We start from the raw sequence: 23,711 nt of genomic DNA on the forward strand, positions 1-23,711 counted from the left end.
AATGGTAAAAATCAGCAGTTTGAAGGCCTTTTATACTGCACTCATATATAAGTTTGGGTTTAGTAAATTTTTTCCCATTGCTAAGACCAAATAAGTTCGTGTGATGAAGTGAATACAATACGAATAAAAACACACACCCAAATATATCGATATGAGTCAATTTAAAGACCGGCACATCGGGCCCGATTCCGAAGAAGTGAATCTGATGCTTGAAAAAATTGGTGTTTCTTCACTTGATGAATTGATTTCCGAAACGGTTCCTGAAGGAATACGAATGAAACGTGAACTAAACCTTTCTCCTGCTCTTTCCGAACAGGAATATCTTCAGCGAATCAGAGGCATAGCTGCCAGGAATAAAGTATACAGGACATACATCGGCATGGGTTATTACAATACCTTTACTCCGTCGGTTATTATCCGCAATGTTCTGGAAAATCCTGTCTGGTATACTTCATATACACCTTATCAGGCTGAAATTTCGCAGGGACGACTTGAGGCACTGTTGAATTTTCAGACCATGGTGACAGAGCTAACAGGTATGGAACTGGCCAATGCTTCTCTTTTGGATGAGGCTACAGCCGCTGCCGAAGCCATGATTATGATGTTTAATTCCCGGAGTCGGGCACAGGTAAAATCAGGGGTGGATACCTGTTTGGTTGACTCACGTATATGGCCCCAAACCAGGGCAGTTTTGGAAACAAGGTCTGCACCATTAGGCATAAAACTGCAATTTTCGGAATTTGCAAAAGAAAAATATGAGCCCGCGAAACATTTTGGCGCTATTGTTCAATATCCGGATGCCAATGGCGAAATAAACGATTACAGGCCTTTTGCAGACGAAGTGCACCGGGGAGAAGGGAAAATAGCTGTCGCCACCGATCTTCTTGCGTTAACGTTAATAACACCTCCGGGCGAGTGGGGCGCTGATATTGTTTTCGGTTCTTCTCAGCGTTTTGGTGTTCCTCTTTATTATGGAGGGCCACATGCTGCTTTTTTTGCTGCAAAGGAAGCGTACAAAAGGAGTATTCCGGGACGAATTATCGGCGTTTCCAAAGATGCAACGGGGCGTCCGGCTCTCAGAATGGCTTTGCAAACAAGAGAACAGCATATTAAAAGGGAAAGGGCCACTTCCAACATTTGTACCGCCCAGGCGCTTTTAGCTACGATGGCCGGCTTTTATGCCGTATGGCATGGGCCTGAAGGATTAAAAGAAATTGCCAATAACGTACATTCTCTTGCAGTGAAGCTGAGAGATGCTCTTGAAGCAAAAGGCTTTAAATCTTTAAACACCACTTTCTTTGATACCCTCAGGTTTAGGTTACCCAACAAACTGGAGGTTGAAGGAATCAGGGAAAAGCTGCTTTCGAGAAAGATCAATATTCGTTATTTTGATCAGGATCAAACCCTGATCGGCATGAGTTTGGATGAAACCACCTCGGAGAGCGATGTTCAGGATTTGGTTGACATACTTACAGGCATGGCGGATGAAACGAGCGTCAATATTGAAGAATTCATTAGTGCCCGTGCCATTCCTCAAAATCTGGAGCGGAAATCTGTTTTTATGGAACAGGAAGTGTTCAAAAAATATCGTTCCGAAACAGAAATGATGCGTTATATCAAGAGGCTCGAGCGAAAAGATATATCTCTTGCACATTCAATGATATCACTTGGTTCGTGTACCATGAAGTTGAATGCAGCTTCAGCACTGTTTTCACTCACCTGGCCTGAATTTACATCTGTACATCCTTTTGTCCCCATTGATCAGGCCCTGGGATACCACGAAATGATGGATGAATTACGTGCTGATTTAATAGAAATAACGGGGTTGGCCGATGTAAGCCTGCAGCCCAATTCGGGTGCTGCCGGAGAATACGCAGGTCTGATGGTAATCAGGGCTTATCATCAATCACGCAACGAAGGACACAGAAATGTGGCGCTCATACCTTCGTCAGCGCACGGAACCAATCCTGCCAGTGCTGTTATGGCCGGCATGGAGGTGGTCGTTGTTAAATGCGATGTCCATGGAAATATCGATATTGCTGATTTGAAGGATAAGGCTGAAAAATACAGTGACAATCTGGCCTGTATTATGGTCACCTATCCCTCCACGCATGGCGTTTTTGAGTCATCCATTCTCGAAGTATGTAACATCATTCATGAACACGGCGGACAGGTTTATATGGACGGTGCCAATATGAATGCCCAGGTTGGAATAACAAGTCCCGGGATCATCGGTGCCGATGTTTGCCATCTTAACCTCCATAAAACATTTGCCATTCCTCACGGAGGCGGAGGTCCGGGGGTAGGACCAATTGCTGTGGCGTCTCATCTGACAGAATTTCTGCCCGGACATAGTGTTATTGATAACATGCGGGAAGGAATTTCTGCTGTGGCGGCTGCTCCCTGGGGAAGTCCGGGGATATTGCCCGTCACTTACGGATACATTAAAATGATGGGGGCAGAGGGACTGACCTATGCGACGAAGATTGCCATACTGAATGCCAACTATCTGGCCAGCGAGCTTAAAGATGATTACGGTATTCTTTATTCGGGCGAAAACGGCAGGGTTGGCCACGAAATGGTTCTGGAATGCCGTCGGCTTAAATCCAATACTGGCATTTCAGAAATTGATATTGCCAAGCGGTTGATCGATTACGGATACCATGCTCCCACTGTTTCGTTTCCCGTTCATGGTACACTGATGATAGAACCTACCGAAAGTGAATCGAAAGAGGAGATGGACCGGTTTGTAGATGCACTAAAGGCTATTTATGCAGAAATTAAAGAAATAGAGGCCGGAATTGCCGATCCGGAAGATAATGTACTGAAGAACGCACCTCATCCCGATTATGTTGTGGTTTCAGATGCATGGGAGAGACCTTATGGAAGGGGAAAGGCCGCTTTTCCACTGGGGTGGGTTAAAGAAAACAAGTTTTGGCCTGCTGTTGCCCGTGTTGACGATGCATGGGGAGACAGGAATCTGGTTTGCACCTGCGAGCCACTGGAAAACTATGAAGAAGAGTAGTCTTAGATATGAAGAAAACTTTTAAACCCCTGGAGTCGGTTTTGGTGAAGCCTTCAGGGCCCGATTGTAACCTGGGATGCAAGTATTGCTTTTATCTCGAAAAATCAGGGCTTTATCCTGAAACTGCCACGCACAGGATGAGTGAGAGGGTGTTGGAGCAGTTGGTAAAGCAAATGATGGAACAGTCTGGGCAAAATGTCTCTTTTGCATGGCAGGGGGGAGAGCCGACGCTTATGGGACTCGGCTTCTTCAAAAAGGCGATACATTACGAACAACTGTACGGTAAGGGAAAAATTGTTGGGAACGGGCTTCAGACCAACGGCATTTTATTGGATAAAGAATGGGCAGATTTTTTGAAGCAACACGATTTCCTGGTAGGACTTTCATTTGACGGGCCACAGCATGTACACGATCATTACCGGCTTACGCAAAACGAAAAACCCTCGTGGGGAAAGGTTATGCAGAGTGCCAGACTTTTACTGGACCGGGATGTTGCGGTAAATGCCATGTGTTGTGTTACCAGTTATTCAGCCGATTTTGCGGAAGAAATTTATGAATTCTATAAACAGACAGGCTTTTCGTGGATGCAGTTTATTCCTGTTGTAGAAACCGATAAAGCGAACCCGCGCAAAGCTGCTGATTTTTCCGTCACACCGGAGCAATATGGAAAGTTTCTCATCGATATTTTTGACCTTTGGCTGAGTGATTTTCAGGACGGACAGCCCTCTACCAATGTGCGTTTTATCGATTCGGTCTTTCATACTTATGTCGGATTAGATGCTCCGGAATGTACGTTTCGTAAGGAATGTGGTATATATGTTACGGTGGAGCATAACGGAGATGTTTATTCCTGCGATTTCTTTGTTGAACCAAAATGGAAACTTGGCAATATTATGAATGACCGTCTGATTGATATGCTGAATTCTCCGAAACAAACAAAATTCGGTCAGATGAAAAGCCGGTTGCCACGAAAATGCCGCACGTGTCCCTGGTATAAACATTGTTTTGGCGGATGCACCAAAGACCGTATTAAAGACCCGCGTGATAGTGGTATGCCCCGTTTCTGCAAATCAACGATCCTGTTTATGGAACATGCTGATCCTGTATTTAAGGAACTTGCCCGGCAATGGAAGGAACAGCAGAAAGATATTTCCAAAGGATCAGTGCCGGGAGACAGCTATAATGCTTTTGAGGATTTTATGGGCTAATTGGATAGTGGCCGTTTATAAAGGCGGGAAAAGTTCTGACAGATACTACATAGCCACAGATTACACAGGAATATTTATTCTGTGGTAATCTGTGGCTATTTTTCAGGATGGAGATTCAGTTCCTCAGATCAGTTTTTTAACTTCTTCCAAAGCTTTGTCATAGTCCGGTTCGTTGGTTACTTCAGGAACGTATTCGACATATTTAATTTTGTTGTCTTTGCCAATGATGACAGTCCCCCTGGCCAACAGACGCAATTCCTCCATCACAAAGCCATATTTGGTTCCGAAATCCAAATCCTTATGATCCGAAAGCGTTACAATATTATTCAGTCCCTCGGCAGCGCAAAATCTTTGTTGTGCAAAAGGAAGATCGCATGAGATGGACAGCACTACTACATCGTTGAGTTTCTCAGCTTCCTGGTTAAATCTCCGGTTTTGCGCTGCACAAACACTTGTGTCGATGGAAGGATAAACAGCAATGACCTTTACTTTTCCATCAAAATCTGTAAGATGAACCGGTTTAAGGTCGTTCCCTGTTACGGTAAATTCAGGAGCACTTTCTCCCGGTTTTGGTTCTCTTCCCACCAGAGTTACCGGGTTGCCTCCAAATGTAATTTTTGAATTGTTCTTTTCCATGGTACTTATTTTTGTTGGTTATTTATTGAATTTGATCACCCATATCTTTTTTTAACAAAATAGTTATACCAAATGTTTTCATATTTCTGGTTTTTATAATTTGTTACTAACAGTAACCGAATAGGGGTTGTATTGTCAAAAAACCTTTTATATTCCAAATAAGTCTGTCAAAAATTAATTGTATGTAAAAAAATGGCTGTTAAATGTTTACCGCGTATTGAAAAAATGGGGGTATGGTTAAGAATTTGTAAAATTAAGGAGTTTTAGGTCGCAAAATTTGGTGAGTGTTTGAAACAGGATTATGTTTGCAATGTGTTCTTACAAAAAGACACATTAATCAATTGTTTCACTTAAAACTTTTAAATTATGAAAGCGAAAAAGTTTTTATCAGTAGCTGCACTTTTAGTGCTTATGGCAGCGGTGGTTACTCCGGCATCTGCCAAAGGAAAGATAAAGGTTTATCCTTATCTGGATACCAATTATGCGCTTATTTCGGCGCTGAATGAAGAGTTGGTGGATTTTGCCGTAGAAATTAAAACGGCTGAAGGTGATTTGGTTTACACCAGCGGAAAAGTTGGCAACACGGCTCACTTCAATAAACTGTTTGATTTTTCCGAATTGAGCGATGGCAAGTATGTTGCGGTACTAAAGAGCAGCAACAAAACTTTCCTGGAAGATGAGTTTACTGTTGTTGGTGGTAAACTTTTAACAAAAAAGGCAGACAGTAATGCAGAACCATTGGCTGCCAAAGTTTGGGCCAGGAACAACTTTTTGTTTGTGAGTTACCTGAACAAGTCTTTCGACAATTACACACTGAAATTGAAGGACGAACGCGGTAATGTTCTGTTCGAATCATCTTTACCTAAAGAGCTGACTTACTCCGGAAAATTCGATTTGTCTGCCCTTCCGGCCGGCACCTATTATGTAAGTTTGATTTCAGGTAAAAATGAGAGTAGTTATGCAATCAGAAAGTAATCAGAACGACATCAGTCATCAAAAGCTAAAAAGTTTTTCTCAGTTCTCGGGTGTATCTTTAAAATGTTGAGATACACCCGATTTTTTTTGCCGCTCTATGGCATCTTCTATTATTTCGGTTATTACTTCCTGCATGGTCATTCCCATGGCTTCTGTCTGTTGCGGAATAAAACTCGTAGGAGTCATCCCCGGGGTAGTGTTAACCTCGAGGAGAAATATTTTTTTGTCCGTAATAATATAATCCATTCTCACAATTCCTTTGCAGTTGAGAATATCGTATATTAATGAAGTGATCTTTTGAATTTTTTCAGTGAGTTCATCAGATATGCGTGCCGGGGTAATTTCAATTGCCTTTTCGGCGTTGTACTTAGCTTCAAAATCGAAAAACTCATTTTTGCTGATGACCTCGGTCAATGGCATCACCACATCCTTGCTTAGTGTTTTATATATGCCGCAGGTAACTTCCGTGCCTTTCATGAAAGTTTCCACAAGAACTTCATCACTCTCAACAAAAGCCTTTTCAATAGCCGGCTCGAGTTCTTCGAACGATTTGACTTTTGTAATCCCGAAGCTTGACCCGCCGGCATTGGGTTTTACAAAGCATGGAAGTCCGATTTTCTCTTTGATATCTTCGGCATTGTATTCCCGTCCTTTTCTGAGCAAAACTGAATCGGCAACAGCAACACCGAAGCCTTTCAGGTAGGTATTACAGGTGAATTTATTGAAAGTGAGGGCTGCCGGAAGTACATCGCAGGTTGTGTGCGGAATATTCATCATTTTTAAATAGCCCTGTAACAAACCATCCTCACCAGGTGTACCATGTATTGTGATATAAAGGCAGTCGAAGGTCAATTTCTTACCGTTTATCCTAAAAGTAAAATCATTCTTGTCAATCGGAAATTCATTGTTTTCCTTTACCACCACCCATTTTTCACGGGTGATCAATACCCGGAAAGCATTATATTTCCGGCGGTCAATGAACGACAGAATGCCTTCGGCACTTTTGCAGCTCACAACAATTTCTGAAGAGTATCCTCCGTATACGATTCCGATATTTTTCATGGACTTCACCTGTTTGTTATATGTTGTTTTAATGAGCCCGGTCTAAAAAGCATCTTTGTTGCTAAACTTATTGTTGTTTTAAATTTTGAACCCTCATTAACAAAGAGTTAAATCCGGTACAAAAAATTTAATACGCCTGGATTTTGACAAAAATATGCTTTTTATACTGCACTCTTCACTTATTTCTAACTGATTTCTACATTCAGTACCAAAGACCACTGAAAGGGGGATGATCTTCCGCACTATGTTCCATCCTGTCCTTTTTACCTTTAATCCTTACCTTTTGCCTTCTGCCTGTCAAACTTCTGCCTTTATCTATCCGGGTTCCCAGGGGTCGAAGACCCATGTAAGAGGACATTCCACTCTATGCCCCATGCTCTATGTCCTCTGCCTCATGCCTGACTTCTACTACTGACTAAAAACTATTGACTAAACTATTCTCTTCCGGCAGTATAATGGCGCCATTTTTCTATAACCTGGCTCATATCATCGGGCAATGGGCTGTCGAAGGCCATGGTCTTTCCTGTGGCGGGATGCTCAAATGTCAGTGTTTTTGCATGAAGTGCCTGTCGCGGAAGAATTTCAAAGCAGTTTTTTACAAATTGCTTGTACTTTGTAAAAGTTGTTCCTTTTAAGATCTGGTCTCCGCCATATCGTTCGTCATTAAACAAAGTATGACCAATGTGTTTCAGATGTACCCTGATTTGATGAGTTCGGCCGGTTTCGAGTTTGCATTCGAGTAATGTTACATAACCCAGACGTTCTAAAACCTTGTAGTGGGTTACAGCCGGTTTCCCATGGGAACTGTCGCTGAATACCGTCATTTGCTTTCTGTCGCGGAGGCTTCTGCCGATGTTTCCTTCTATGGTTCCTTCGTCATTTTTAACATTTCCCCAGACAATGGCGTGATAGGTTCGTCCGGTGGTCTTGTTAAAGAACTGCCTGCCCAGGTTGGTTTTTGCATTTTCTGTTTTTGCAATTACCAGAAGGCCGGAAGTGTCTTTATCTATTCTGTGAACGAGGCCCGGGCGGGGATCGTTACCCTGAAACCATGGATGGTCTTTCAGGTGCCAGGCAAGGGCATTAACAAGTGTTCCCGTATAATTACCAAAGCCCGGATGGACAACCATTCCCGGAGCTTTGTTGACCACAATCAGTTGCTCGTCTTCATAAACAATGTTTATAGGGATGTCTTCGGGAATTATTTCTATTTCTCTGGGTGGCCAGGCCATTTCTATGGTGATAACATCTCCGGGTTTTACCTTGTAATTGGCTTTTACCGGGTTACCACAGACCAGAATACTTCCGGCATTTGCTGCCTCCTGAATTTTATTCCGTGATGCATTTTCAATGCGGTTGACCAGAAATTTGTCAATTCTTAACGGACTCTGCCCGGCATCGGCTACAAAACGATAATGCTCGTAAAGTCGGCCTGGGTTACTCGTTTCATCGCCTGCGTCAATGATCTCGTCCAGTTCATCTGTTTCATCATAATCAAACTGCTCTTCATTCATTCGTATAAAATTTATCTAAGTTATTGGTCGGATGGAACTCGCATGCAAGAACTTATACATGTTCTTTTGTGACAGTCTTTGCCATGCTCGTTTCATTTGGCGCAGAGATTAAAAGAATTTTTCTTCTTCATTATCAAATTGGTCGTCGTCCGGCAAATCTTCAAACATTTCAGTTTCAATGGTGTCGATAACGGCAGAGTCGGGCATAATGTATGAAGAATCGGTTGAAAGCCAGATATCGATTGAAGCTCCAAGCCTGAGCTGGTTACCGGGTAAACTTTCGGGGCGCTGTTTCCAAACGAAAGCATTTAGTGAGTCTTCCTTTGATACAACGGTAGAGTCGTAAATGCAGGCTCCGATATTAAGGGAAAGATTTTGGCTGGATTCTTTGGCTTCTTCGAGTGTAAGCCCTGTCAGGTCAGGGACAGCAGTGGTCTGGTTGCTCAGCCCCTGGCCTATAATCAGATCAACAGAAGATCCTTTTTCAAGTGGCGTTCCCGGGTCGATTGGTTTGCCTTTGTAGAGCTGACCCAATACGAGATTGGTGTATTCTGAGGGAACATAAATGAGGTTTCCCACTTTCAGGCCGAATGATTCAAGCAATACTCTTGCATTACGAACGCTGTAATCAATGACGTCGGGTACCTGTACCTTTTCGGAAGTCCATGAGTTTATGGTAAAAAATATTTTCCGGTTTTTCTTAATCAGACTCCCGGGAGTCGGGGTTTGTTCGACAACTATGCCAGGAGGTGCGTCATCAATATAAACAGAGTCAATGATCTCATATCTGAGATCATTCTTCTCAATCAGATGTTTGAATTGCTGTTCTGTCAGCCCTGTGAAATCAGGGGTTTCGAAACCTTCGCCATGGCGGGTGTATAGATTCAGGCCCCAGAAAACGAGTACAATGGTGAGAATACCGGCCAGCACCAAAATTCCCAGATGTTTGGCGAATTCTTTGCTGAATATGATTTTAATAAATGACATCTTTTTATTTTTTTGAATGTCTTCAAAAATAACACAAAATCACCAAATCAGGAGGAATGATTAGGGAGAATAGAAAAAATAAAGGGCCAAACGGCCCTTTATTATATTTTTCTTCGCACGAAGATGTCTTAAATTTATGTGGTTTGATCACTGACAGAAGAAAATGGCAAATGTCAACAATCAGGCATATCTAATGGTCTAATAATCCTCATTATTTTTTTCAGATTAATGATCCACTCTTATGCTTTATGTCTTCTTTCGCTACTAACGCTTAATTTTTTACGACCTTTGGCCCGTCGTGAAGCCAATACGCGACGTCCGGTGGCAGTAGACATTCTTGAACGAAAGCCATGCTTGTTTCTTCTTTTACGGTTTGATGGTTGAAATGTCCTTTTCATCAGTATATAATTTACTTAAGTTATTGGTCTAATGGAACTCGTCCCGAATAATCGGGACTTCTTTCTTTACTAAAATTTTCCGGACCCGTATTTTCAAAGGTTACCTTTCTTAATGCCTTATTCTCAGAAAATCGGAATGCAAAAATACAAGTTTTTTTTGTCTTCCAAAAAATATCAATACAATTTTTGGTACTTCGGCCTTTTATGGGACTAAATATTATTTTGAGGTACTATGAGTTTTGTCTATTTTTATTCCACGCCAAGGACGCAAAATTAAGGAACGCTAAAACCGCAAAGAAAATCTTTGACGAATGAAACGAGCATGACAAAAATTGTCACAAAAGAACATGTATAAAACTCAATCATGCGAGTTCCATCCGACCTTAAAAATAAATTTTATACGGATGAAAAAGCATCTTCTAGCTAAACGCATTGTTGTAATATGCTTTTTATACCGCACTCAATAATATTTAGCCTTGTTTAGTATGTCAGTATCTGGAGTCTACCACTATTGATTTACTGATTAAAAACCATCTGCTAAATTTCTATACCGGCAGATGTATCAGTTTTTTTGTGTCAAAAAAGGGTTCATCAAACCATTGGCTAAGATTGGTTATGAATACCATCTTCCTGAAAGGGGCAATTTCGGCATTAATGTTTCCGCCTTTAAGGTAGAGGATACCGTTCGGCACTGCATTTTTTTGTTGTAAAGCGACCAGGTGCCGGGTTTGTTTAAGAAAATCGGGTAAGTTGGTGACTGCTCTGCTGATGATGAAATCGAATTTGCCTTTATAATTTTCCGACCGGCTTTGTTCCGCTTCCGCATTTTGAAGATCGATTTCCTGAATGATCGCCTTCACGACTTTAATTTTTTTAGCAACAGAATCGAGCATCAGGAAATGAACTTTTGGGAAAAGAATGCTCAGCGGAATTCCCGGAAAACCACCGCCGGTACCTACATCAATGATTTCAGAACCATCCGTAAAGGTCAGAAACTTTGCAATGGCAAGTGAATGCAAAACATGGTGCAGGTAAAAATTACCCATGTCCTTTCTTGAAATTACATTGATTTTACTGTTCCAATCTTCATATAATGGCTTTAATGCGGCAAATTGCTCTTTTTGCAGAGGGGTGATATCAGGGAAGTATTTCAGGATTATGTCCATACAATAGATAATTAGATTTTTAGATACAAAGATGCAAGATATATCTTATGGTATTTATAATATGAATTTTGAGTTGAATGGATTTTTGAGTGCGGTCTAAAAAGCATCTTTGTTGCCAAACTCGTTGTTGTTTTAAATTTTGCATCCTCATTAACAGCAAGTTAACTCCGGTACAAAAATTTAAAACGCCTGGATTTTGACAAGAATATGCTTTTTATACTGCACTCATTTTTAAATATAATCACTTGCCTTCACGGCGTTTGTGGAAGGTTAACGGAGTATTGTTCATGGATAACTTTTTTGATGTTGTCAGTAAATTTGAAGTCCGGAAAATTCTGATTCGCCAGCGAAATAACGGATAATCCGATTAATATAATAATTGGGAGACACAGGCACGAGACTCTCTACTGTTCAATGCTTTTTCACTTCAGAATTTTTGAGCGTATTAAAAAGCAGTTCCCGGGCCCGAAAGAGCTGGGCTTTAACGGTACCAAGCGGTAAATCAAGCTCTTCGGATATTTCTTCGTAAGAATATTCTTTAAAATAACGCAGTTCAATAAGGGTGCGGTAACGTGGTTTTAGTTTTTTTACTACAGTTCGCATTAAAACCACCTTTTGTTCCCGTATCATGAATTCTTCGGGGTCGGGAGTTTCATCTTTAAGGTGGACTTGTGGTTCGGAATCTTTTTCTTCGGAGCTGTAATTTCCATCTATGCTGATGTGGTTGTTGCGCTTCTTTCGGAGGTAATCGATGCAATTGTTCGATGCAATTTTGAAGAGCCAGGTGCTGAAGGCGTAGTTGGGAGAATACTGGCTCAGATTTTTGAAAGCTTTTCCGAATGCTTCGATGGTCAAATCTTCGGCATCGGTTTTATTATTTATCATTTTTAGTAACATAAAATAAATGGCGTCACGGTAGCGCGCCATAAGTTCGGCATACGCTTTCTGATCGCCCTTTACTGCTCTTTCAACCAATTCAAGGTCGTACCTTGCCTTGTCTGATAAGTTCGGATTTACTTCCATTTCCTTTTTTTTGACCCTGCCAGATTTCCCAAATGAGCCATACAGAGCAGTATTGGCTGAATAAAATCGAACAATAATACTGCCCGGTAAATTTTCCCCATTCCGGTTTTCCCGGCTGCCATTTTCCAAAAAACAAATTTGAATAAAAACAATATTAACGAAAATGGCAATACAATTGGCGCAAAATTAGGAAAAAATATAAAATAAAAGGTTAGTGCCCAAAATATTTCCCTGGTCAGTGCTTCGGTAAAAAGTGCAGACCTGGTGCTGGTGGTGTATCTTCGCGAGGTAGTCAGGTGTCTTTGTTTTTGCTCGAGCCACTTCCGGAAAGAAGGCGGTGGAACACTCAACGTATGGGCTTCAGGATCGGCACATACCGCTGTATTGGTTTTCGTGGCTGCTTCCTGAACAAAAAGGTCATCGTCCCCCGAGGCAAGATAGATATGGCTTTTGAATCCTTTGTTCTTTTCGAACAGGGTCTTTGTATAGGCAAGGTTTCTGCCGGTTCCCATGTAAGGTTTTCCGCTCAGGGCGAATCCCAGGTATTGAATGGCAATGGTAAAGGTATCGTAGCGCAGCCATAAGTTGGTCAGGCCTTTTGCTTTTTCGTAATTGCCGATACCTAATACCAGCTCTTTACCGGGGATTGTGAAGGATTCTGCCATTTTTCTGATCCACTGGTCTGATGCAGGCCTGCAATCGGCATCGGTCAGTAGAAGATGTTCGTACCCGGCAGCTTTGATTCCCAGAGATAGGGGCAGCTTTTTGCCGTGGTAGAACTTTTTATCCGGAGCTATAGTTGTGTAATACAGGTGTTTATATTTTGCTTTTAATTTGGCAAGCACCAGATCAGAGTCGTCGTCCGAGCCATCATTGACTACAACGACCTGATATTCTGGATAGTCCTGTTCAAGAATTGCAGGAAGAAAACGGCCAAGGTTTTCGGCTTCGTTACGTGCACTAATAATTACTGAAACCGGAGGAACGTCCCTCTTATGCGTTTCCTTTTGTTTGTATACGGCAATCGGCCGAATTCGGCGTATCAGAAAAAAGAACTGCCAAAGCCACACAAGAGCCATTATCGACAACAATATGATTTCAAAAGTATTTGGTTGTGGAATGCTCATAATCTCTTGCGATTAATTTCGGCCAAAAGTGCGATTTTTTTTGTTAGCTTACAACATAGAACGTAAAAACGGACAAGTCTTGTATCTTTGCACTTCGATTTTTAATTGTAAACAAATGCAATACCGTTTAGAGAAAACCGATCCGTTGTCATCAGCAAGAGCCGGAGAGATTATTACCGCGCACGGTCGCATTCCAACTCCGGTTTTTATGCCGGTGGGAACTGTCGGGTCGGTAAAGGGCATACATGTAAAGGATTTGAAAGAGGAGGTTAAAGCGCATATCATACTTGGGAATACTTATCATTTATATCTCAGGCCTGGTCTGGAGGTTTTGCAGCAGGCAGGTGGCCTTCATCGTTTTAATAGTTGGGACCGGGCAATATTGACGGATAGCGGAGGGTTTCAGGTTTTTTCGTTGAGCGAGCAAAGAAAATTGTCGCATCAGGGGGCAGAGTTCAGGTCGCATCTGGATGGATCAAAGCATTTGTTTACACCGGAAAAGGTAGTTGATATTCAGCGGATTATTGGAGCCGACATAATGATGGCCTTTGACGAATGTCCGCCTGGTGATGCCAATTATAACTATGCACTTCAGTCGATGGAGCTGACACATGAATGGTTGAAAAGAGGAATTGAGCGTTTTAAAAGTACGGTGCCTTTATACGGTTATGAACAGGCATTTTTCCCGATTGTGCAGGGGGCAGGGTATCCCGATTTGCGAAAGCGATCGGCCGAATTCATCGCGTCATTCGGTATGGATGGTAATGCCATTGGGGGACTTGCTGTAGGAGAACCCGAGGAGGTGATGTATGAAATGATTGAAGTAGTCAACAATATTTTACCCGGCGATAAACCACGGTATCTGATGGGGGTTGGCACACCGGTCAATATTTTAGAGGCTGTGAGCCGTGGGGTGGATATGTTCGATTGTGTAATGCCCACAAGAAACGGCCGCAACGGTATGCTTTTTACCCGTGAGGGCATCATCAATATCAGGAATGAAAAATGGAAGACCGATTTTTCGCCCATCGACTCCGACGGACATTGTTTGTATGATACCCTTTATTCAAAAGCTTATCTTCGACATTTGTTTGTTTCGCGCGAAATGCTGGGGCCGCAAATAGCCTCCATTCACAATCTTGCTTTTTATCTTTGGCTGGTTTCCGAAGCCCGTCGACTTATTATCGAAGGCCTTTTTTCGACCTGGAAAGAAAAGATGATACAACAACTGGCAAGACGTTTGTAAGTAAATTATGGACAGAGACTAAATAATGCTTAATTTGCAGCAGGTTCCGGAATTGTAAGGATAAACCAAAAAACGATTAACTTTGAAAAAGCTGGATTTTTATATACTGAAAAAGTTTCTGGGAACTTTCTTTTTTGCGATAGTTCTTATTCTTAGCATATCCATAGTTTTTGATCTTGCAGAAAAAATCGATGATTTCCTGGAAAACGATGCTCCACTCGAGGCCATAGTTTTTGATTATTATCAGAATTTTATTCCCTATTTTGCCAATTTATTTACCCCTTTGTTTGTATTTATCGCGGTCATCTTTTTTACTTCGAAGATGGCCTACCAGACTGAGATAATTGCCATTCTTTCCAGTGGTGTCAGTTTTAAAAGGTTGATGTATCCATACTTTTTAGGCGCCGCTATTCTTACAGTTTTTTCTTATGTAATGGGGGGCTATATTATTCCGCCGGCCAACAGAATTCGTATTGATTTTGAGAATACTTACATAAAAGAAATCCGTGAAACGGGAATGAGCAACATTCATATGCAAATTGAGCCGGGGCTTTTTATTTACATGCGCCGTTATTCTTCATTTCGCGATCGGGGGGACGATTTCAGCATGGAGAAGATTGAAGGGAAAGATCTGAAATTCAAGATCACTGCCGAATCGGTTCAATATGACAGTACTGAGAACAAATGGATATTCAGGGATTATGTCAGGCGTGATTTTCCGAATAACGGAAAGATGGTACTTTCAAAAGGGGAGGAGATGGATACCGTGGTTAATATGAAACCAGCCGACTTTAAGGAAGAGAGGAATTTTTTTGAAACCATGACCAATCCTGAGTTGGAAGACTACATTGATGAACAGAGAGAAAGGGGAGTCGGTAATATTGAACCATACCTCATCGAAAGACACCGGCGTATCGCATCGCCGTTTTCTGCTTTTATTCTTACGCTGATAGGCGTTTCTCTTGCTTCGCGAAAAACACGTGGTGGCATGGGATTGCATATAGGAATTGGTCTGGCACTTAGTTTCTCCTATATCTTATTTATGACGATATCTACAACTTTTGCTATCAACGGTAATTTATCGCCGATGCTTGCTACCTGGTTGCCTAATTTTGTTTTTGCTGTAATTGGTATTATATTGTACTATCAAGCACCAAAGTAAATCAGCAACGGTCACTAATTGTCCGTGCCTTGAATTGATTCTGCCCCGGTCCGGTTGGAAGGCTCTTTATTTTGTCAGTTAAATTTCTTTAAATACGTTCTAAATTTAATTCTTGTAAACCAATATATTGTGTGTGTGCAGTGTAAATTATTCTAATTTTCTGCATCTCTTTAAGTTAAAATTAGTAAATATGCACCCTGATTTGGTCAGCAGCACTCGTTATTTTATGCTGATTGACAGGTGATTAACCAAAATTTTTTAGTATGTCATTAAAAAAGTACATCCTTGACCTTCGAAAAAGGAGAGAAAAAGTACAGCAGGGTGGTGGTGAAAAGGCCATCGAGAAACAGACTGCAATGGGGAAAATGACTGCCCGTGAGCGCATTCTCGCCTTGCTGGACCAGGATTCTTTTACCGAGTATGACCTTTTTGTCGAACACGAAGCCCGCGATTTTGGGATGGACAAAAAGCAATTGCATGGTGATGGAGTAATTATTGGTACCGGTACCATTTATGGTGCTCCGGTTTGCATTTTTGCCCAGGATTTTACCGTTGCAGGTGGTTCTCTCGGTTTGATGCATGCCCGTAAGATTACCAAGATTATGGACCATGCTCTGAAAATGAGGGTTCCGCTTATCGGTATTAACGATTCGGGTGGTGCACGCATTCAGGAAGGCGTTAATTCTCTTGCCGGTTATGGTGAAATTTTCTTTCGCAATACCATTGCCTCCGGTGTAATTCCTCAGATTTCTGTTATTCTCGGACCTTGTGCCGGAGGAGCAGTATATTCGCCGGCACTTACCGACTTTGTTTTCACTGTCGACAAAATCAGTAAGATGTTTATTACCGGTCCGAACGTTATCAAAACCGTGTTAGGGGAAGAAATCTCGATGGAGGATCTTGGAGGGGCTCGTGTTCATGCCGAGATTACTGGAAATGCCCATTTTTTTGCCAACAGTGAAATGGAATGTTTCGATCAAATTAAGAAACTTATCACTTTTATTCCATGGAACAATAAACAAAAGGCAAAAGCATTTCCTCCCAGGCCTCCCAAATTCGATACACCAGTCGAGGATATTATCCCGGCCGATCCTAAAGAGCCTTATGATGTGAGAGACGTTATTAAAGCCATTGTTGACGATTCAGACTTTTTTGAGATTCAGGAACTGTTTGCCGCCAATATTGTTATCGGGTTTGGCCGTATGAACGGGGAAACGGTTGGTTTTGTTGCCAATCAGCCACTGGTTCTTGCCGGCGTTCTGGATACCGATAGTTCCGATAAGGCTGCCCGCTTTATTCGCTACTGTGATGCCTTCAATATCCCTATTGTTACTTTGGAAGACATGCCAGGTTATTTGCCCGGTATTGATCAGGAACATGCCGGTGTTATTCGTCATGGTGCCAAAGTGCTGTATGCCTATTCGGAAGCTACCGTACCCAAAATAACCGTTATTCTGAGAAAAGCCTACGGAGGTGGTTATATAGCCATGAACTCACGCCATCTGCATGCTGACTTTGCTTTTGCCTGGCCAACTGCCGAAATTGCTGTTATGGGTCCTGAAGGTGCAGCAAACATCATCTTTAAAAAAGAGATAGAAGAAGCCGATGACCCCGAGGCAATGCGTCAGCTTAAGGTACAGGAGTATAAAGAAAAATTTGCCAATCCTTATGTAGCTGCTGCCAAAGGGTATATCGACTCGGTAATCGAACCCGATGAAACACGTCAAATGTTGTTACATGCCCTGGAAGTATCCGGCAGTAAAGTGGACTATCGTCCTGAGAAGAAGCACGGAATACCTCCTTTTTAACCGGGAGTATTCGGTTTTATCACCGCCCAAAGCTTCTTTTTTAGTATTAACCCCCCGGTTCCCGGGTATTATCAACTAAAAATGAATACACAATGAAGGACGATAATCAGGAATTGGTCGATTTTCAGATATTAAGTCTGAAGTATAAGACGAGATTGACCAGAAAGTTTAAAGAAAGAAAAAAGTACCAGGCGCCTAATCCTAAGGAAGTACGTTCTGTTATTCCCGGTACGGTTACCGAGGTAAAAGTCAAAAAAGGTCAAAAGGTTAAGGAAGGAGAAGTACTTCTTTTGCTGGAAGCCATGAAAATGGTGAATCAGATACATATGCCCTTCGATGGAACAATTAAGAAAGTAAATGTGGAAAAAGGGCAGAAGATACCCAAGAATTTTGTTATGGTTGAGATTGATTAGTACCTCATGAGCCGGTCTAAAGGCATCTCTCTGTTTTTTACGGCTTCACAAGCCTTGCAACTGGCAATTTTGAATAGAGATTTGTTATAATTTTCCCGACTTTATAGGCAATCACTAAAATTATCATAATTTTTAAAGGAGCTGCCGGTTATTTTTACAGGCGGTTCCTTTTTTCTATCTTATTGATCCATCTGTAACAACAATGTCCATATAAACATCGTTGCCAGAAGTTGGAATAGTGCTTACCATTTGAAAGGGAAAAGCAACACCTGCTTTGAAAGCTTTTTTTAACAATGGGAGCGTTTTGTCGTAAAAACCGCCGCCACGTCCCAGTCTGGCTCCATGCCTTGTAAATGCCAGCCCCGGCACAATGGCTATGTCAATTTCTTCGGGATTGGTCAATATTTCTCCTGTAGGTTCTTGTATACCAAAAGAGCGTCCGGGTTTCATATTTTTTTCTCCTGTAAATTCGCGAATTTCCAGTTGTTTGCCGGTTACCTTCGGAAGAAAAATTCTTTTTTCCCCATGCCAGCGTTTTATGAAATCGTGTGTGGACACTTCATCGGGGAGCGACCAATACACAAACACCTTCTTAGCTTTTTGAAATTGCGGGAGTTTTTCAACCCCGGCCATTACATCAATGCTTATTTTTTTCAGTTCTACGCTGGTGTGTTTTTGTTTCTCCTGTTTTATTTTTTTGCGCAGCTCGCTTTTTGCTTCCTTTATTTTATGATTATCATTAACATCCTGAAGGGAATAAACATCGGGGCGTCTGTCTGCAAATACATGGTTAAAAGGTGTCATTTGCTTGTCAAGTGCATCCGACAAATCTATGTCAGCGGTAAGAATGTCTTCTTTATCTGGATTTCCTCTAAAAAGATATTCACCTTTTGGATTCACCAGAACCGATTGTCCCGTGAAAGTAAGCGCTCTTTCTGTTCCAACACGATTGGCCGTGGCTACAAAAATACGGTTGGTCAATGCATATCCGGGGATGGCATTCTGACACCAGGGAAGTACAAGATTTGAAGGATGACAGATGATTTGGGCGCCTTTCAGAGCCAGTATCCGCCAGCTTTCTGGGAACATCCAGTCGAAACAAACCAAAATGCCTGTTTTTCCATAAGGGGTTGAGAAAACCGGAAGTCCGGTATTTCCAGGCTCGAAAATTTCTTTTTCCCGATTGAACAGATGGAGCTTCCGGTAATGTCCGGCAAGGCCCTGAGGGCTAATAAGCACTGCACTGTTATATAGTTTGTCGCCATCAAGTTCATTAAAACCCGAAACAAACCAGGCATTTAGTTTCTCTGCTTTTTCGGTAAGGTATCTGATAAAAAGACTCTCTCCAAGTGGTTCAGCACTTTGCCGGGCCTCCTCTTTTGAGGCGAAATTATACCCTGATGAAGCCAATTCGGGTAATACCCATAATTGAACTCCGGGAGCATTGTCCAGCAGTTGATCAATTTTTCTGATATTAGAAACTATGTCTCCTATAACAGGAGCAAACTGTAGTATGCCTGTTTTTATTCTGGAATTCATTAAAACCTTTTCCTTTAGTCGGTCAGTAGCGATATCGATATATTAACCCTAAATACCTCAGGGTCTGTATTTGGCCTGTGACAAAATTCTGTGTGGATCAGAGGCTTGCATCATATCCCGGAATGATTTGTCCGGATGTTTTCCCATCCACGATTTCATAATTTGGTAACCGATGTATCGGCCGGTTCTGCCCGGTGATTCCTGTCCGAAAACACTGGTGAATGGTGCCGGCCCGATGTATTTGCGTATGAGCATCTGGTCGGTCGAAAAAAGATGTTTATGTTCCACCATTGACGACCACATAAATTCTTCGTTTTTATCGCACCATTTCATCTCTTTTTCCGAGTATCCAAAGAGTAATGTGTCCGGAATGTCGGGGATAGTGTGTTTGACAAAGTGTAATATTTTACCATGATAAACCATCTGACTGATGAGATCATCTATGGAATCGTTATACGTATATTCGGTCATTGCTATAGCTCTCATTACATCAGGAACTACCCTTTCGGGAATCATTTGAGCCCGCAGATATTTGGGAGTCCCCAGCCATTCATAAAAAATGCAATCCCGGCCAAGGTATTTCTCCACACTTACCGAAACCCAGTCCGAATCGACAACCATGGATTCATTAAAACCGGAAATGTGTAGATAAACGTCGGGAACATTTCTTTCAGGGTAGTAGTGTTTGTAATATTTGAATGCCTTTATGAGGTCCTTATGGATTGTTTCTTTTCTGTGTTCCGAAAATACTTTCCGGCAGGTGTCAAAGACCTCCTTGTTGGGTTTGTATGAAAGAAAGCGGCCCATGTTTTCTGAGAACTCTTTATTGCCGGGTTTTCCCACTCCTATAATACCTTCACAGTAAGCGGTGAAATAATCTCCATACTTTTTTTGAAGCGCTTCTGTATATTCGTCCGTATTTTCTGGTGGTATGGCAAACAGTTCTTCATAAAAAGGGATTAAATCCGAATCAACCTCTATGTCGGAAACATCAGGTGCGTTGTTGAAAAGATTACAACCGTTTGCAAGAAACACCAAAGAGAGAAGGATAAGAAACGAATATTTAATTTTCATGGTAAAATCTGATTGTCAGTGTTGTAATATTTTATCTTGTAACTTAAATTTAAAAATCCAATAGTGTGAGCCTACTTCTAAAAGTTTCTTTTTTCCAATATTATTGTGGCGGTAAGTTGTTAAATCTTCATTAACAATCAGTTAATTCCGGTTCAAAAATTTCCTGCGTCTCGACCTTGACAAAAATTGCTCTTTTAAGAGCGGACTCAATAATCTATTGTGTCTGAATTTTCTTTAAAAAACCGGAAATGGTCTATCTTTACATTCGATTACGATGCTAAGATATTAATTTTAACGTGAATTTTTCGGTAGAAAATGGGCTTATTTTAGTCTGTCCGATTTCGTCCTGCTTTAACTAATGAGCCCGGTCTAAAAAGCATCTTTGTTGCCAAACTCGTTGTTGTTTTAAATTTTTGTATCCTCATTAACAACAAGTTAACTGCGGTACAAAAATTTAAAACGCCTGGATTCTGACAAAAATATGCTTTTTATACAGCACTCACTAATTGCATAGAACTATTGAGGGCTTCACCTTTTTTTTGTAAAATTGGAAATTGGAAATAAAGATCAGTACCAAATAAAAAAGCAACCTTATGAAGAAACTGATTTTAACTGCCGGCTTGTTTTTGCTGGTATTAACGCAACTAATTGCCCAGGAAGCAAAAAGCATACGTCTTTCATTTGTTGCCGAGCCGCAAATTTCCTGGATGAAGCCTGACATGGATGGCGTTGAATCGAGAAGTAGTATGGCCGGCTATAATTTCGGGGTTGTACTCGACCGCTTTTTTGCCGAGAACTATGCCATCTCAACAGGACTGACCATTAATCGTACAGGCGGAAAACTATCCTATTCGGACAATACGACTAATGAAGATGCACCGGTAGACAATAAAGATTATAAACTTCGATATATTGAGATTCCTTTTGGATTGAAACTGCGTTCGAATGAGTTTCGAAGAAGTTGTTTTTACGGACGCTTCGGATTAACACCCCAAATAAACATTAGCGCCCGCGACGGTGACGACAATTCCATTGGTGATGAGGTAAAGTTGTTTGAGCTTGGGTATCACCTCGGGGCCGGACTGGAATATTCCATCGGCGGTTCCAATGCCCTGATGTTCGGGCTTGTTTATCACAATGGGTTTACCGATATTACCGATGAACCAGGGTATGATGATAAGACTGTATTGAACCGCCTGGTCTTCGAAATCGGTTTTATTTTTTAGCAGCCAATCCTGAGAAGGCAGAATTGAGGTTTTAAAAGCAGAGACGCAATGACGCAGAGTTTTTAATATGAGCAAGTTGTGGATTATTTCCAGGGTTTTATAACGGGTCGGTTATCAAACTTTTGCAATACGCTACAAACCAATTGTCTGTGACAAAAAGGTTTAATTTCTAAGATGCAGTATATCAAAATTATATGGATGGTTTGACATCTGACTTGCCTGCCTGACGCTATGCAGGTATCTGAAAATCTAACGATCTATATTGATGATGAATCTTATTGTAAAGTCGGAGAGGATAATCGCAATTTTATCATAAAAAGACTTTGCGTCATTGTGTCTCTGTGGTTAGACCTTATTTTACAACAATAATCAAAAGGCAATATTTTATGAAACTGGCCCTTGTTCAATTAAACTATCACATAGGAAATTTCGAGTCGAACAGCGAAAAAATTATTTCCCATATTCAGGATGCCAAAGGAAGAGGTGTCGATTTGGTAATTTTTTCCGAGTTAGCTGTTTGCGGATATCCGCCGCTTGATTTGTTAACCCGCAAGGAATTTGTGGAAGCATCCATTAATACTATTGAAACGATAGCTTCCCATTGTCAGGGCATTGGTGCTGTTGTGGGAGGGCCAAGTCTGAATCCCGAAACCAGGGGCAAACAATTACATAACACGGCCTGGTTTTTGGCTGATGGGAAGGTAAAGGATGTGGTTCATAAAACCCTGCTTCCCAACTATGATGTCTTTGACGAATATCGCTATTTTCAAGCCAACCAGGAGTTTAAGGTTATCAATTACAAAGGCCGGCGCATTGCCATCACCATTTGTGAGGATTTGTGGGACGACCAGCCATCGGAAGCTGATTTTGCCCGGAACAATCTTTATACGCTTTCGCCGATGCAAAAACTGGCTCCCCTTAAGCCTGATTTTATGATCAACATTGCGGCTTCTCCGTTTTCGTATCATCAGGAAAATGTGCGTAAGCAGGTGGTCTGTAAAAAGGCTGCAGAGTATAACATGCCCATTGCTTATGTGAATCAAATCGGTGCCAATACTGAACTGATATTCGACGGTGGCTCCATGATGGTAAATAGTGAAGGGAATATAACTCATAAGCTCTCCACTTTTTCGGAGTCATTTCGGGATATCGATATTGATAGCGTTGACAATGTATCTTCTGATCAGCTTTCCGAAACCAATCCGATAGAGTTGATTCATAATGGTTTGATTCTTGGCATCCGGGATTATTTTCAAAAGTCGGGTCTTCAAAAGGCAGTTCTGGGTCTTTCCGGTGGCATCGATTCGGCAGTAACTGCAGCGTTGGCTGTTAAGGCACTTGGTGCAGAGAATGTTCATGGACTGCTGTTGCCCTCACAATACAGCTCGGGTCATAGTGTGTCGGATGCAGAAGCGTTGGCAAAAAATCTCGGTATTGAGACGCATATTGTGGCTATCAGGGATATCTACCAAAGTATCGAAGATGCAATGAAACCGGTGTTTGGTGACAGAAAACCGGATGTGACCGAAGAAAATATTCAGGCCCGTATTCGTGGGTTGTTGTTGATGGCTTATTCGAACAAGTTCGGGCATATTCTTCTGAATACTTCCAACAAGAGTGAAGCCGCTGTGGGGTATGGAACGCTTTATGGAGACATGAACGGCGGACTGAGTGTGCTGGGCGATGTTTACAAAACGGATGTGTTTAATCTGGCCCGGTATCTGAATAGAGGGGGAGAGGTGATTCCCGAAAATATTATCGTGAAACCACCTTCGGCGGAACTAAGACCCGACCAGAAAGATTCCGATTCTTTACCCGACTATGATGTACTCGACAAAGTTTTGTTTCGCTATATTGAACTGAATCGTTCGCCACAAAGTATTATAGAAGAAGGCTTTTCAGAAGAGGTGGTTCGAAAAGCAGTACGACTTGTCAATTTTAACGAATATAAGCGTTTCCAGACGCCACCTATTTTAAGAGTTTCGGGTAAAGCCTTTGGCGTTGGTCGCCGAATGCCGCTGGTGGCGAGGTATGAGAAGCTTTGAAGAATGCCTTTGCGACGCCCAACTCGTTATCTTACTATCATAAAATTCTGTATTCCAGTCAGATGGGTTTAAGATAT

Annotated in this window: 19 protein-coding genes; 9 read left to right on the forward strand and 10 right to left on the reverse strand. The window is 41.7% G+C overall.

Translation table 11 applies throughout. From position 1 onward, the window contains the following. Positions 1-151: 151 nt before the first annotated feature. Both gcvP and ATH1_RS0110060 read left to right on the forward strand, forming a co-directional pair. Positions 152-3,025 (forward strand): aminomethyl-transferring glycine dehydrogenase, encoded by a 2,874-nt coding sequence (gene gcvP / locus ATH1_RS0110055; protein ID WP_010421010.1) that lies wholly within the window; start codon positions 152-154, stop codon positions 3,023-3,025. Positions 3,026-3,033: 8 nt separating this feature from the next. Beyond that, a complete protein-coding gene (locus ATH1_RS0110060; RefSeq protein ID WP_010421011.1) occupies positions 3,034-4,233 on the forward strand; it encodes an anaerobic sulfatase maturase in 1,200 nt (399 codons plus the stop codon). 123 nt (positions 4,234-4,356) lie between these two features. On the opposite strand, the gene tpx is transcribed toward ATH1_RS0110060, so the two are convergent. Beyond that, positions 4,357-4,869 carry a thiol peroxidase gene (gene tpx, locus ATH1_RS0110065; protein WP_010421013.1) on the reverse strand — a complete coding sequence of 171 codons (513 nt, stop codon included), beginning with the start codon at positions 4,867-4,869 and terminating at the stop codon, positions 4,357-4,359. A 366-nt stretch (positions 4,870-5,235) separates the two neighbouring features. On the opposite strand from tpx, the gene ATH1_RS0110070 reads away from it, so the two are divergent. After that, entirely contained in the window at positions 5,236-5,844 is a 609-nt protein-coding gene (locus ATH1_RS0110070; protein WP_010421015.1) for a T9SS type A sorting domain-containing protein, read from the forward strand. A gap of 39 nt (positions 5,845-5,883) precedes the next feature. On the opposite strand, the gene ATH1_RS0110075 is transcribed toward ATH1_RS0110070, so the two are convergent. The 7 genes from ATH1_RS0110075 to ATH1_RS0110105 all read right to left on the reverse strand — a co-directional run bounded on the left by ATH1_RS0110075 (position 5,884) and on the right by ATH1_RS0110105 (position 13,121). After that, on the reverse strand, positions 5,884-6,906 hold the full coding sequence (locus tag ATH1_RS0110075; protein WP_010421018.1) for a D-alanine--D-alanine ligase: 1,023 nt from the start codon (positions 6,904-6,906) through the stop codon (positions 5,884-5,886). A gap of 434 nt (positions 6,907-7,340) precedes the next feature. Then, positions 7,341-8,420, reverse strand: a complete 1,080-nt coding sequence (locus ATH1_RS0110080; protein ID WP_010421021.1) for an RluA family pseudouridine synthase — start codon at positions 8,418-8,420, stop codon at positions 7,341-7,343. Positions 8,421-8,528: 108 nt separating this feature from the next. Then, positions 8,529-9,407, reverse strand: coding sequence for a PASTA domain-containing protein (locus tag ATH1_RS0110085; RefSeq protein ID WP_010421023.1), 879 nt, complete (start codon positions 9,405-9,407; stop codon positions 8,529-8,531). 239 nt (positions 9,408-9,646) lie between these two features. Further along, a complete protein-coding gene (gene rpmH, locus ATH1_RS20555; RefSeq protein ID WP_010421028.1) occupies positions 9,647-9,805 on the reverse strand; it encodes a 50S ribosomal protein L34 in 159 nt (52 codons plus the stop codon). Between the two features lie 545 nt (positions 9,806-10,350). Next, positions 10,351-10,971 carry a 16S rRNA (guanine(527)-N(7))-methyltransferase RsmG gene (gene rsmG / locus ATH1_RS0110095; protein ID WP_010421030.1) on the reverse strand — a complete coding sequence of 207 codons (621 nt, stop codon included), beginning with the start codon at positions 10,969-10,971 and terminating at the stop codon, positions 10,351-10,353. A gap of 411 nt (positions 10,972-11,382) precedes the next feature. Beyond that, the gene (locus tag ATH1_RS0110100) at positions 11,383-11,994 is read right to left on the reverse strand and encodes an RNA polymerase sigma factor (protein ID WP_010421033.1); all 612 of its coding nucleotides are present in this window, start codon (positions 11,992-11,994) and stop codon (positions 11,383-11,385) included. Next, positions 11,985-13,121 carry a glycosyltransferase gene (locus tag ATH1_RS0110105; RefSeq protein WP_010421036.1) on the reverse strand — a complete coding sequence of 379 codons (1,137 nt, stop codon included), beginning with the start codon at positions 13,119-13,121 and terminating at the stop codon, positions 11,985-11,987. The genes ATH1_RS0110100 and ATH1_RS0110105 overlap by 10 nt, the downstream gene beginning before the upstream one ends. Before the next feature lie 115 nt (positions 13,122-13,236). Between ATH1_RS0110105 and tgt the strand changes: the two genes are divergently transcribed. The 4 genes from tgt (at position 13,237) to ATH1_RS0110125 (ending at position 17,750) form a co-directional block, all read left to right on the forward strand. After that, positions 13,237-14,367 carry a tRNA guanosine(34) transglycosylase Tgt gene (gene tgt / locus ATH1_RS0110110; RefSeq protein WP_010421038.1) on the forward strand — a complete coding sequence of 377 codons (1,131 nt, stop codon included), beginning with the start codon at positions 13,237-13,239 and terminating at the stop codon, positions 14,365-14,367. A gap of 82 nt (positions 14,368-14,449) precedes the next feature. Next, entirely contained in the window at positions 14,450-15,529 is a 1,080-nt protein-coding gene (locus tag ATH1_RS0110115) for an LptF/LptG family permease (RefSeq protein WP_010421041.1), read from the forward strand. A gap of 263 nt (positions 15,530-15,792) precedes the next feature. Next, positions 15,793-17,337: an acyl-CoA carboxylase subunit beta gene (locus ATH1_RS0110120; RefSeq protein ID WP_010421044.1), complete on the forward strand. Its 1,545-nt coding sequence runs from the start codon at positions 15,793-15,795 to the stop codon at positions 17,335-17,337. 92 nt (positions 17,338-17,429) lie between these two features. Then, complete coding sequence (locus ATH1_RS0110125; RefSeq protein ID WP_010421047.1) at positions 17,430-17,750, forward strand: biotin/lipoyl-containing protein; 321 nt, start codon at positions 17,430-17,432, stop codon at positions 17,748-17,750. 174 nt (positions 17,751-17,924) lie between these two features. On the opposite strand, the gene ATH1_RS0110130 is transcribed toward ATH1_RS0110125, so the two are convergent. Continuing rightward, positions 17,925-19,289, reverse strand: a complete 1,365-nt coding sequence (locus ATH1_RS0110130) for a 5-formyltetrahydrofolate cyclo-ligase (RefSeq protein ID WP_010421050.1) — start codon at positions 19,287-19,289, stop codon at positions 17,925-17,927. Positions 19,290-19,346: 57 nt separating this feature from the next. After that, positions 19,347-20,363: a gliding motility lipoprotein GldB gene (gldB, locus tag ATH1_RS0110135; protein WP_010421053.1), complete on the reverse strand. Its 1,017-nt coding sequence runs from the start codon at positions 20,361-20,363 to the stop codon at positions 19,347-19,349. Positions 20,364-20,956: 593 nt separating this feature from the next. Here gldB and ATH1_RS0110140 point away from each other — a divergent pair. Both ATH1_RS0110140 and ATH1_RS0110145 read left to right on the forward strand, forming a co-directional pair. Next, complete coding sequence (locus ATH1_RS0110140; protein ID WP_010421055.1) at positions 20,957-21,589, forward strand: porin family protein; 633 nt, start codon at positions 20,957-20,959, stop codon at positions 21,587-21,589. 386 nt (positions 21,590-21,975) lie between these two features. After that, positions 21,976-23,634, forward strand: coding sequence for an NAD+ synthase (locus ATH1_RS0110145; RefSeq protein ID WP_010421058.1), 1,659 nt, complete (start codon positions 21,976-21,978; stop codon positions 23,632-23,634). The last annotated feature ends 77 nt before the right edge of the window (positions 23,635-23,711 follow it).

The organism is Anaerophaga thermohalophila DSM 12881 (genome assembly GCF_000191885.1).
Lineage (GTDB): Bacteria > Bacteroidota > Bacteroidia > Bacteroidales > Marinilabiliaceae > Anaerophaga > Anaerophaga thermohalophila.